Raw genomic sequence first — 12,513 nt, 5'->3', positions numbered from 1 at the left:
GCGGGAAGAGTAGCTTATGTGAGACCCCGCAGGAGCGAACGCGACGAGGAGGCTCACGGGCTACCCGCGGAAAGCGAAGTCTTGCACGGAAATCATTAGCGGTATTCATAGTCATCAGAGAAATGTTCGTTTTTAGATAGTTGTTTTGTGTTTTGTCCCATTTTCATTATTTTGTTTTTACGTATAGCTATGGTAAAGGTTATCCTTGTCTCCGCCTCCGCTTTTCTGTTGTACTTATACATAAAATAGGCTACTATAAGCGTAGAGGTATAAATATACAGGCTCAATTCTAGGTAAGAGGTGTAAGTTCTATGATGAACAAAGGGCAAAGACATATAAAAATTCGGGAAATCATTACAAATAGAGATGTCGAGACGCAGGATGAGCTGGTTGAAAGCCTTAAAAATTCAGGCTTCAATGTAACTCAAGCCACTGTATCCAGGGATATTAAAGAATTGCACTTAGTTAAAGTGCCTTTGATGGATGGGAGATATAAATACAGCCTCCCAGCCGATCAGCGTTTTAATCCTCTGCAAAAACTGAAAAGAACGTTGACGGATGCATTCGTTAAGATAGATACAGCAGGCCACATGCTTGTAATGAAAACCCTTCCTGGTAATGCCAATGCAATAGGGGCTTTGATCGATAACCTGGACTGGGAAGAAATCCTGGGAACCATCTGTGGAGATGACACATGTCTAATCATCTGCAGAACAGAAGGCGAAACGAAAGTCATTACAGAACGTTTTCTTGATATGTTATAAAAGACAGTTTTATTTAAAAGACAATAATATTCATATAAAAACGGGTGGAAATATTTCACCCTCTTTTCAGTTTTCTTTAATATAGTTCTGTAAATTATGGTTATTTTTTTACCGTTCCAGCTGTTGATTGGAGTGCAAGACGAAGACTCCTGCGGGAAAAGCGAGACAGGTGAGACCTGTCCAGCTCTCACGGCTAGCCCCTCGAGGTCATAAGCTAAATGGTCCAAGAAGCTAGGCGCCTTCCAGGTCCATTCATCTTATGCTTGTCGGGGCTGAGCAAGCCGCCTCCGCTTTTTAGACCCGCAGGAGCAAAGCGACGAGGAGGCTCACCGGCCGCCCGCGGAAAGCGAAGTCTTGCACGGAAATCAACAGCGGTGTTTAACAAAGAATTTTGCCTATCCATAAAAAATAACTACCTTATCAACTGAGGTGAATGTTTCTTGTTACAAGAATTATCCATTAAAAATTTTGCCATCATCGACGCATTGGCTCTTTCATTTGAAGAAGGTTTAACAGTACTGTCAGGAGAAACAGGTGCAGGTAAATCCATCATCATTGACGCCATCCATCTTCTGGTAGGTGGAAGGGGATCGGCAGAATATGTCCGCCATGGAGAGAAAAAAGCAGAGATAGAAGGTTTATTTATTCTCGATGATGAAGCGCACCCTTGTTATGAAAAAGCTTCAAACTTTGGGATTGAGATAGAAGAAGGAATGATTGTTCTCCGAAGAGAGATATCGAATAGCGGAAAAAGTGTATGCAGAGTAAATGGTAAGTTGGTCACCATCGCCATCATGAGAGAAATAGGCGGCGCGCTAATCGATATACACGGGCAGCATGAGCATCAGGAATTAATGAATGAACATCTGCACTTACCTCTTCTTGATCAATTTGGAGGCAAAGAAATCCATACTAATTTAGTCTCTTACCGGGAAATCTATAAAGAGTACAGCTCCATATATAAACAACTGACCAGACTGAATGAAAGTGAACAAGAAATGGCACACCGGTTAGATCTCATCAAGTTTCAGCTGAAAGAAATACAGGAAGCAGATTTGAAGCTGAACGAGGACGAAGAGCTTTTAGAAGAGAAGCGAAAGCTGATGAATTTCGAAAGGTTATATGAGGCACTTCAAACTTCCTATAGCAGTATTCAGGGCGAAGGGAAAGGGCTTGATTGGACGGGCTTGGCGATGAGTCATCTGGAAACAGCGGCCGATCTCGACAGTCAGTATCAGAAAACCCTTGAAGCGGTATCAAATGCATTTTATGTCCTGGAGGATGCTGTCCATCAAATCAGAGGTGATTTGGATCAACTGGAATTTGAGCCGGATCGATTGGATCTTATCGAAACGAGACTGAATGAAATTAATGGATTGAAAAGAAAATACGGCTCCTCAGTAGAGGAAATCTTAGCCTACAGTTCAAAGATCGAAGAAGAAATCGAAACGATCTTGAACAAAGATTCTCACATCGAAGAACTCCAAAATAAAATGCAGTCTCTTGAGAAAGACTTAGTCATAGAAGCAAAAAACTTAACTCAGTCCAGAAAGAAATGGGCGAAAAAATTAACTGTAAGCATACACGAGCAGCTAAAGCAGCTTTATATGGATAAAACGAAATTTGAAGTGCGCTTCAGCAGCAGAAAAGAAACATCATTCTCCTTCTCCCAGTTTAAAAAAGATGGATGGGACCATGTTGAATTTTATATTTCCACCAACCCTGGCGAACCGTTAAAACCACTTTCTAAAGTAGCTTCAGGGGGAGAACTTTCAAGGATCATGCTAGCCCTTAAGACTATTTTCTCCAAACATCAGGGAATTACTTCAATTATTTTTGACGAAGTCGATACTGGTGTAAGCGGAAGAGTGGCCCAAGCGATTGCAGAAAAAATTTATCAGGTTGCCACTCATTCACAAGTCATGTGTATCTCTCATCTGCCTCAGGTGGCTGCTATGGCTGACAGTCATTTGTTTATATCCAAACAGCTTAGTAAAGGCAGGACAAGTACCGCTGTCAAACGGTTGGGGGAAGATGAAAAAGTAAACGAAATTTCGCGGATGATTTCTGGTGTCGAAATTACCGATTTAACACAAGAGCATGCAAAAGAGCTGCTGCAATTGGCCAGTTCTATAAAAGAGACATGAAAAGCTATCCATATAGGGTAGCTTTTTTTCTTTATTACCAGTTATAAATGTAGCTTTTAAAGGCAAAATTAAAACTGTAGCCAAGTTAGTGAGTGTGCAATTGAAGCGAGGAGAGTGAAAGTAGTGAGATTAGACTGGTTAAGGAAATGTATAGGTGGAATTCTCCTTGTTTCGCTTTGTTTGTTTGGTTTTTATGAACCTGTTCAACAATTAGTCAATATTCCGAATTCAATCAGGGTAATGGAAGGGGATCAAGTTGCTCTCCCTAAGGCTTCATCCGTTACTGCTATGGGTTCGTTTACCAATAAGAGTGTTCAAGTCAGTGAAGAAAAAGGTCTTCTGTCCATTCGGGGAAAATCGGTCGGGAAAGATGAGGTAGTGCTTGAATTGGCCGGCCTTCCCATCAAGAAAGTGAATGTGGAAGTACTGAAGGATTTTAAAGTCATACCGGGCGGTCAGTCAATTGGGGTGAAATTAAATACCGTCGGAGTGCTGGTGGTCGGTCACCATCTCGTTGAGACAACTGAAGGAAAAGTATCACCCGGGGAAAAAGCCGGAATCCAGGTTGGGGATATGATCACTGAAATTAACGGAAAGAAAATTGAACAACTTGCCGATGTTGCACCATTCGTGCAAAAAGCCGGCGAAGAAGCCAAAAGCATGCAAGTGGTTATTAAAAGAGAAGACGAAATCGTAAAAACGTCCTTGCTTCCCTTAAAGGAAAAAGGGGAATCGGCGTATAAACTCGGATTATACATCCGTGATTCTGCAGCCGGTATCGGAACAATGACATTTTTTGATCCGCACTCCAAAAAGTATGGGGCACTGGGACACGTAATTTCAGATATGGACACAAAAAAACCAATCGTGGTAGATGACGGTGAAATCGTTCATTCTGAAGTGACTTCCATCGAGAAAGGCAGCGGTGGGAAACCGGGCGAGAAACTTGCCAGATTTGCGGCAGACAGAAATGTAATCGGCAACATTACCCGCAACAGCCCTTTCGGAATTTTTGGAGAACTCAATCAATCGGTGGAAAATAATATCTTGGATAAGCCGATGCAAATTGCATTGTCACATCAGGTAAAAGAAGGTCCAGCCCAGATTCTTACGGTTGTGGACGGAAGCAAAGTGGAACAATATGATGTGGAAATTGTGAGTACAATCCCTCAAAAATTCCCTGCCACTAAAGGAATGGTCATTAAAGTTACGGACCCTGAGTTATTAGAAAAAACCGGTGGGATTGTACAAGGGATGAGCGGCAGTCCGATTATTCAAAACGGCAAATTAATCGGTGCAGTCACCCATGTATTTGTAAACGATCCGACAAGCGGCTACGGAGTTCATATAGAATGGATGTTAAGCGAGGCCGGAATAGACATTTACAAACAAAATCACCAAAGAGCAAGTTAACTTTTCAAACCCTATATAGTGCCGCAGCAACGGTGCTTTAGAGGGTTCTTTTTTTATAATGGTTCTTAAGTATTTAAGGGCTATGGCATAACTGGCTCTAGCTGTTGATTGGAGTGCAAGACGAAGACTCCTGCGGGAAGAGTAGCTTATGTGAGACTTGTCCAGCTACAGGTCTTAGAGGTACATGTCATAAGTCAAACCGGCCAAGAAGGCAAAGAACGCCTTCTTGGCCGATTCGCCTTATGCCACCCGCCTCTAAATAAAGCCCTTTTCTTCCCGCAGGCAAAGCCGAGGAGGCTCACGGGTCACCCGCGGAAAGCGAAGTCTTGTACGGAAATCAACAGCGGTGATCAAAGTACATATTATGATATCGTCATAAGAAATTGTAAGAACACCACAATATTGATAAAATAAAGATTATTCGACAAAAGTTAATCCGTTTAGCGAAACAGGTCGAAAAATAGAGGAAAACAAAGTAAATAAGAGAAAATAATATATTTTTTGGTATTTTTTAAAAAATAAAAGGATTTTTGGTTGCATTGTCGAAAAAGTAATTTAGAATAAAAAATATAGACATGAATTAAAATGGATTCGAGGAGGAACCCTGTAGTGAAATCAATTAAAGTGTGTGTTGTGGATGATAACCGGGAATTAACATCTTTACTGGAAGACTATATTGCATCACAGGATGATATGGAAGTGGTAGGAATCGCCCATAATGGTCAAGAATGCTTGGATTTGATGGAAGAAGTGGACCCTGATGTATTGGTTCTAGATATAATTATGCCTCACTTGGACGGCCTTGCTGTACTGGAACGCATGCGCGAAAAGAGAAAAATCCCAAATGTCATTATGCTGACAGCGTTCGGCCAGGAAGATGTTACGAAAAAAGCCGTGGATCTTGGTGCGTCTTACTTTATCCTGAAGCCTTTTGATATGGAAAATCTCGTCAGTCATATTAGACAAGTAAGCGGAAAATCAAATCCGATCATCAAAAAACATTCCTCATCCAGACTAACTACAGAATCTAAACCTAGAAACTTAGATGCAAGTATTACGAGCATTATTCATGAAATAGGTGTCCCTGCACATATTAAAGGGTATCTTTACTTGAGAGAAGCCATTTCGATGGTATATAACGATATTGAGCTGCTTGGTTCCATCACGAAGGTCCTTTATCCTGATATTGCAAAGAAATACAATACAACTGCCTCACGTGTTGAACGTGCGATCCGCCATGCCATTGAAGTGGCTTGGAGCAGAGGCAACATAGATTCCATTTCTTCATTATTCGGTTATACAGTGAGCATGTCAAAAGCGAAACCGACCAATTCTGAATTCATTGCGATGGTGGCTGATAAGCTTAGACTGGAGCACAAAGCCTCTTGAAAGGATAAATGAAGCTCTCTTACATTCTGAATAGTAAATGAACCCGATGAATCCACGATTTATTGGGTTTTTTATTTCTTTCCGCGTATGATTAAACATATAATAAAGGAACTAAGGGTAAATCAAGAGTAATAAAACGAACACGGGAAGTGAAGCGAGTGACGTTGATATTTGCACACAGAGGGTCTGCCGGAACTCATCCTGAGAATACAATGGATGCCTTTCTGGAAGCGGAAAGAGTTGGCGCGGATGGCATAGAACTTGATGTTCAATTGACCAAGGATGGAGAAGTCGTGGTCATTCATGATGAAACGGTTGACAGGACAACAAATGGTAAAGGATATATAAAAGACTCCCATTTAAAGGATTTGAGAAAATTACACGCAAATTATACATTCAAAAAGAAATTATTCAATAAACACAAAATCCCTACCTTGATTGAAGTCTTTGATTGGATGAAGAATAACAGCCTGGTATGTAATATAGAACTGAAAAACAGCATTATGGATTACGAGGGAATGGAAGAAAAAGTAATAACGATGATTAATGATTACGGTTACTCCGACCGCATTATCATTTCTTCTTTCAATCACTATTCCATCGTGGCATGCAGTCGTCTTGATCCGATGATTGAAATAGCACCGTTGTATTCGACAGGTCTGTATATGCCTTGGGTCTATGCCCAGTCTCTTGGAGCGAAGGGGATTCACCCCAATAAGAAAGTGGCTTCTGATGAAATCATTACAGAATCAATAAGAAACGGAATTTGTGTCAGGCCATATACCGTCAATAAAGCACACCAGATGAAACGCCTGTTCAATCTCGGTTGCTCGGCCATCGTCACGGACTATCCTGAAAAGGCAATCAAAATAAGGACGGAGCTGTAATATGAAAAAGCTAGCGTAATGTAACGCTAGCTTTTTTTATTGAAACGATTCTGTACTTTGTTTCGTTTCCGGTCCCGATGCAGGACAAATCCTGCGATGAAGCCCAGTCCTGCTAAAAAGAATATCAATCCTATAATAAATTGCAGTCCCAAAAACGGAATGGGAGGCTGTAAGATCCCGAATAGCATATCTCTCATTAATTTGATCCCGAGTGCTGCCAGTGCACCAGGTATCAGCATGATCATTAATGCAATAATACGTACCATTATGGACATAACTCCTTTTTTTCTCACTACTAGAAATTCTAACTTCATCTAGAAAATTGTCAAGCGGGAGACAGTGGTGTAAAATATAAATCGAATATGAAATAAATTGCAGATGGAAAAATTCGGGGTGAAATAAATTGCAGAAGGTTCTAATCATCGGGGGAGGCAAGGGTGGTACAGCCATCTTGAAAATCCTCCATGAAGTTTCCTTGATGAAAGTGATTGGTATAACGGATTTAAATGAAGATGCGATGGGTTTACGCCTTGCAGAAGAGTGGGGAATTCCCTGCGGCAGTGATTGGAGAGAATTCCTGCATGATTCGGTTGATATCGTGATCGAAGTTACAGGAGATCAAAAAGTCTTTGAAGGCGTCAGAGAAAAAAGAGGAAAGAACACTGTGCTTATACCAGGCAGCGTCGCATTCCTAATTTCTAAACTTTTGGAAGAAAAAGAAGACCTTATTCACCAATTGACAAGTGAATCATTTAAGAGGGATCTGATTTTCAACTCAACTGATGATGGTATGGTGGGTATAGACAATAAAGGGACAGTCATGCTCTTCAATAGAAGTGCTGAACGTATGATAGGCATAAATAGTGAAGAAGTAATCGGTAAGCACATCAACGAAGTAATTCCTGAAAGCAAGCTTACGACTACCCTGGAAACGAGACGGACCGAAGTCAATCAGGAAGTCGTCTTGCGGAATGGTCTGAAAATCATTTCGAATCGTATTCCCATGATTACAGAAAATGAAGAAATCATGGGGGCATTCACTGTCTTCAAGGATATTACAGAAGTAGTGAATCTCGCAGAGGAAATAACAAACCTTAAAGAAATACAGACGATGCTTGAAGCTATCATACATTCAAGTGATGATGCCATTTCAGTTGTTGACGAAGAAGGGAAAGGGATCTTGATCAATCCTGCTTATACGAGGATTACTGGTTTGACCCGGGATGAGGTAATCGGAAAGCCTGCTACCGCTGATATTTCTGAAGGTGAGAGTATCCACCTTAAAGTACTTCAGACAAGGAGGGCAATCCGCGGGACGAAGATGAGAGTAGGGCCAAAACGTAAAGAGGTCATCGTGAATGTCGCTCCTATCATAGTAAATGGAAAGCTGAAAGGAAGCGTCGGCGTCATCCATGACATGTCTGAAATCCAGTCGCTTACACAGGAATTGGACCGGGCCAGGAGAATCATCCGCACCCTTGAAGCCAAATATATGTTTGAGGATATAATTGGTGAATCGGAAGAGATGCAGATTGCGGTCGAACAAGCAAAGCTTGGGGCGAAAACCCCGGCAACTGTGCTATTAAGGGGAGAATCCGGAACGGGGAAGGAATTATTCGCGCACGCCATACATAATGCAAGTGACCGTAAATTTAATAAGTTCTTGCGAGTGAATTGTGCTGCCATCTCAGAAAATTTGCTGGAAAGCGAATTGTTCGGTTATGAAGAAGGTGCATTCTCAGGAGCAAAGCGCGGAGGGAAACGGGGATTATTTGAAGAAGCCGACAAGGGCAGCATCTTCCTGGATGAAATCGGTGAACTCAGTGCGAATACCCAGGCGAAATTATTAAGGGTGCTCCAGGAGAATGAAATCGTTCGAGTGGGAGGGACGAAATCCATCAGCATTAATGTTCGTGTGATTGCTGCAACAAACGTCAACTTGGAAAAAGGGATTGCTGACGGAACCTTCAGGGAGGATTTGTATTACCGCTTAAATCGGATGCCGATTCAAATCCCGCCGCTCAGAAGCCGAAAGAGTGACATTCCGCTTATTTCTGATAGCCTGATTTCAAAGCTCAATCAGGACTATGGAAGAAATGTTGATGGAATAACTGATAGAGCTATAAGCAGACTGATGGACTATCACTGGCCTGGTAATGTAAGAGAGCTTGAGAATGTTCTTGGCCGTGCGATGATTTTTATGAAATATAATGAAACGGCTATAGACCTGCACCACCTCCCTCCGTTGGAAAGCACCGCCAAAGAAATTGCCGGCAAAAACAGGGAAGGGCTCGTTCCGGCGGCAAGGGATTTAAATTCCCAGCTTGAAGAGTATGAAAAAAAGATAATTCAAGACGTTTTAGAGCAGAATAATGGTAATAAAACTGCTGCTGCAAAAATATTGAATGTATCAGTCAGAAACTTGTATTACAAGCTTGAAAAATATAACATTGAAACAAATAGCATGAAATAATTTGCAGGGTACGAAAGAAATTTCATGGTTTCCTTGCCGGAAGTAAAGCGTTTTCATGGATTTTAAACTTGGCACGGTTCTTGCATGTATAATGAGTGGGAACATATTTTTTTGAAGGGGTTGAACATACATTCATGAATTTACAATCTTTAGTGGAAAAAGCAACCCAAAAAGAACATTCTGTTGTAGCTGTAGCGGCAGCAGAGGATAAAGAAGTACTTGGGGCTGTCGGTATGGCAGTACAGAGAGATATGGCCGAATTTATTTTGTTTGGTGATAAAGAAAAGATTGAAGCCATAATAGATGAGAATGTGCCGCACTTGAAATCAAGCGGGGCTATAAAAATCAAACATGCAGCTTCGCCTCAGAAAGCAGCTGAACTTGCTGTCAAAGCTGTCAGGGAAAACGAAGCTGGTGCATTGATGAAAGGCAATGTCCCTACTGCCGTTATCTTAAAAGCTGTATTGAATAAAGAATGGGGACTTCGTACCGGAAATGTCCTTTCGCATGTTGCGGCTTTTGAAGTGTCAGGCTTTAATAAATTGATCTTTGTGACAGATGCTGCAATGAACATCATGCCTGATTTAAGCCAAAAGACACAAATCATCGAAAATGCGGTCAGCGTGGCATCCTCAATTGGAGTTTCACTGCCGAAAGTGGCACCGCTTGCTGCGGTGGAAGTAGTGAATCCTGCTATGCAGGCGACACTTGATGCTGCATCTTTAACGATGATGAATCAAAGGGGACAAATTAAAGATTGTGTAGTCGATGGTCCGCTTGCTCTTGATAATGCCATCTCTCAGCACGCAGCGGAACATAAAGGGATTCAAAGTGAGGTAGCTGGACAAGCAGACATTTTACTAGTCCCGAATATTGAAACTGGAAATGCATTATACAAGTCACTCATTTACTTTGCGAAAGCGAAGGTGGGGGCTGTGATTGCCGGTGCCAAAGCACCTATTGTGTTAACATCCAGAGCCGACAGTGCCGAAAGTAAATTATATTCACTTGCACTGGCGATTTGCTCTGTTTCAAATAATTAAATTGGTTTTAAAACTTAAAAGATCCTGGGGAGGAATTCAGAATGAAAATTTTTAGCTATATGGAAAACTACGATTATGAGCAATTAGTATTTTGTCAAGACGAAGTATCAGGTTTAAAAGCAATCATCGCAATCCATGATACAACACTTGGACCTGCACTTGGCGGGACACGCATGTGGACATATGATTCGGAAGAAGCGGCAATTGAAGATGCTCTTCGCTTAGCCAGAGGAATGACTTACAAGAATGCTGCTGCCGGTCTTAATCTTGGCGGAGGGAAAACCGTTATCATCGGTGATCCGCGAAAAGATAAGAACGAAGAAATGTTCCGCGCTTTCGGACGTTATATCCAAGGGCTGAATGGACGCTATATTACAGCTGAGGACGTAGGTACTACTGTGGCGGATATGGACCTCATCCATGAAGAAACGGATTATGTAACTGGGATCTCACCTGCATTCGGTTCTTCTGGCAACCCTTCACCTGTCACTGCTTACGGTGTATACCGCGGCATGAAAGCGGCTGCTAAAGCAGCGTTTGGAACAGACTCGCTTGAAGGAAAGACGATTGCCGTTCAAGGTGTAGGAAACGTAGCATACAACATGTGTAAACATCTTCATGAAGAAGGTGCTAACCTCATTGTGACTGATATTCATAAAGAGTCTGTAGACCGTGCAGTAAACGACTTTGGTGCAAAAGCGGTTGATCCTTCAGAGATTTACAGTGTTGACTGTGATATTTTTGCACCATGTGCCCTGGGTGCAATCATCAATGATGAAACGATTTCTCAAATCAAGGCGAAAGTGATTGCAGGGGCTGCAAACAACCAATTAAAGGAAACACGTCATGGAGATGCTATTCATGAGATGGGTATCGTCTACGCTCCTGATTATGTCATCAATGCAGGCGGCGTAATCAATGTTGCCGATGAACTGTATGGTTACAACAGCGAAAGAGCAATGAAAAAAGTAGAACAGGTTTATAACAACGTTGAGCGTGTAATTGAAATTGCAAAGCGTGATAACGTACCTACTTATGTGGCTGCAGACAAAATGGCGGAAGAAAGAATAGAAAAAATGCGCCGTTCAAGAAGCCAATTCTTGCAAAATGGTCAACACATTTTAAGCAGACGCGGATAATAAATATAGAACGCTTGACTTCTTTGAAGTGAAGCGTTTCTTACCTGGTGCAAAGGTATCGATGGGAACAAGGGGTTATCTATCATAGGGGGAAATTTCAATTCAGAACAAAACATTACAGCTACCCAAATGGAGGTAACAGCAGTGCAGGAAACGAAACATCGCATATTAGTCATAAATCCCGGATCGACATCAACAAAGATTGGTGTGTTCGATGATGACCGATCCATTTTTGAAAAAACAATAAGGCATGAAACTGAAAAAATTAACGAATTTCCAAATATCATTGATCAATATGAGTTCCGAAAGAATACGATTCTTCAAACACTTGATGAAGAAGGAATCAACATTAGTAAATTAAGTGCAGTCTGCGGCCGCGGAGGATTGCTTAGACCGATTGAAGGCGGAACATATTTGGTGAATGATGAAATGCTTAAAGATCTTAGAGAAGGATATTCAGGTCAGCATGCGTCCAATCTTGGCGGCATATTGGCTTTTGAAATTGCTTCAGGCTTGAATATCCCTTCCTATATTGTCGATCCTGTCGTAGTAGACGAGCTTCAGCCATTGGCGAGAATATCAGGCTTTTCTTTAATTGAAAGAAAAAGCATCTTTCATGCATTAAACCAAAAAGCTGTAGCAAGAAGAGTCGCTAAGCAATTAGGGAAAAAATATGAAGATCTTAATTTGATCATTACACATATGGGCGGAGGAATCACAGTAGGGACCCATCAAAATGGAAGAGTAATCGATGTGAACAATGGTTTGCATGGCGATGGTCCATTCAGCCCTGAAAGAGCAGGTACAGTACCTGCAGGAGATCTCGTTCATTTATGTTTCTCAGGAGATTATTATCGTGATGAAATCATGAAAAAGCTTGTCGGTCAAGGTGGACTGGTAGGATATCTTGGTACAAGTGATGCTGTAAAAGTCGAGAAAATGATTGAAAACGGTGATGAAAAAGCAAAAAAGGTATATGATGCAATGGCTTATCAAATCGCTAAAGAAATAGGTTCCGCCAGTGCTGTACTGAACGGCAGAGTTGATGCAATCGTTTTAACCGGGGGACTCGCCTATGGTAAGGAATTCGTCAAGGCCATAAGCGAACGCATTAACTGGATAGCAGATGTCATTATCCAGCCTGGGGAGAATGAACTGCAGGCACTGGCTGAAGGTGCGCTCAGAGTCTTGAAAGATGAAGAAAACTATAAGGTTTACCCGGGTACGGTAAAAGAAGAAGCAACAGTATAGATTGAGG

10 protein-coding genes are annotated in these 12,513 nt (G+C 41.7%); 9 read left to right on the top strand and 1 reads right to left on the bottom strand.

What is annotated here, in order from left to right; genetic code table 11:
- Window positions 1-314: 314 nt before the first annotated feature.
- The 5 genes from ahrC (at window position 315) to AAEO50_RS09240 (ending at window position 6,600) form a co-directional block, all read left to right on the top strand.
- Entirely contained in the window at window positions 315-764 is a 450-nt protein-coding gene (ahrC, locus tag AAEO50_RS09260; protein WP_341982792.1) for a transcriptional regulator AhrC/ArgR, read from the top strand.
- A 440-nt stretch (window positions 765-1,204) separates the two neighbouring features.
- Window positions 1,205-2,911 (top strand): DNA repair protein RecN, encoded by a 1,707-nt coding sequence (gene recN, locus AAEO50_RS09255; protein ID WP_341982776.1) that lies wholly within the window; start codon window positions 1,205-1,207, stop codon window positions 2,909-2,911.
- Window positions 2,912-3,034: 123 nt separating this feature from the next.
- The gene (spoIVB, locus tag AAEO50_RS09250; protein WP_341982774.1) at window positions 3,035-4,324 is read left to right on the top strand and encodes a SpoIVB peptidase; all 1,290 of its coding nucleotides are present in this window, start codon (window positions 3,035-3,037) and stop codon (window positions 4,322-4,324) included.
- A 609-nt stretch (window positions 4,325-4,933) separates the two neighbouring features.
- On the top strand, window positions 4,934-5,713 hold the full coding sequence (gene spo0A, locus AAEO50_RS09245) for a sporulation transcription factor Spo0A (RefSeq protein ID WP_341982772.1): 780 nt from the start codon (window positions 4,934-4,936) through the stop codon (window positions 5,711-5,713).
- A 158-nt stretch (window positions 5,714-5,871) separates the two neighbouring features.
- A complete protein-coding gene (locus AAEO50_RS09240; RefSeq protein ID WP_341982770.1) occupies window positions 5,872-6,600 on the top strand; it encodes a glycerophosphodiester phosphodiesterase in 729 nt (242 codons plus the stop codon).
- 26 nt (window positions 6,601-6,626) lie between these two features.
- Here AAEO50_RS09240 and AAEO50_RS09235 read toward each other — a convergent pair whose 3' ends face one another.
- Window positions 6,627-6,866, bottom strand: coding sequence for a DUF2627 domain-containing protein (locus AAEO50_RS09235; protein WP_341982768.1), 240 nt, complete (start codon window positions 6,864-6,866; stop codon window positions 6,627-6,629).
- Between the two features lie 137 nt (window positions 6,867-7,003).
- Here AAEO50_RS09235 and AAEO50_RS09230 point away from each other — a divergent pair, with 137 nt between their 5' ends.
- From AAEO50_RS09230 to buk, 4 genes are all read left to right on the top strand, one after another.
- Window positions 7,004-9,073, top strand: a complete 2,070-nt coding sequence (locus AAEO50_RS09230) for a sigma 54-interacting transcriptional regulator (RefSeq protein WP_341982766.1) — start codon at window positions 7,004-7,006, stop codon at window positions 9,071-9,073.
- A gap of 134 nt (window positions 9,074-9,207) precedes the next feature.
- Window positions 9,208-10,116 carry a phosphate butyryltransferase gene (gene yqiS, locus AAEO50_RS09225; RefSeq protein WP_341982764.1) on the top strand — a complete coding sequence of 303 codons (909 nt, stop codon included), beginning with the start codon at window positions 9,208-9,210 and terminating at the stop codon, window positions 10,114-10,116.
- Window positions 10,117-10,157: 41 nt separating this feature from the next.
- Window positions 10,158-11,255: a branched-chain amino acid dehydrogenase gene (bcd, locus tag AAEO50_RS09220; protein WP_341982762.1), complete on the top strand. Its 1,098-nt coding sequence runs from the start codon at window positions 10,158-10,160 to the stop codon at window positions 11,253-11,255.
- Between the two features lie 144 nt (window positions 11,256-11,399).
- A complete protein-coding gene (buk, locus tag AAEO50_RS09215) occupies window positions 11,400-12,506 on the top strand; it encodes a butyrate kinase (RefSeq protein WP_341982761.1) in 1,107 nt (368 codons plus the stop codon).
- Window positions 12,507-12,513: the final 7 nt, after the last annotated feature.

The organism is Rossellomorea oryzaecorticis (assembly GCF_038405515.1).
Classification (GTDB): Bacteria; Bacillota; Bacilli; order Bacillales; family Bacillaceae_B; genus Rossellomorea; species Rossellomorea oryzaecorticis_A.
The sequence above is the reverse complement of the archived record's forward strand: the minus strand, read 5'-3'. Positions and strand labels throughout refer to the sequence as shown.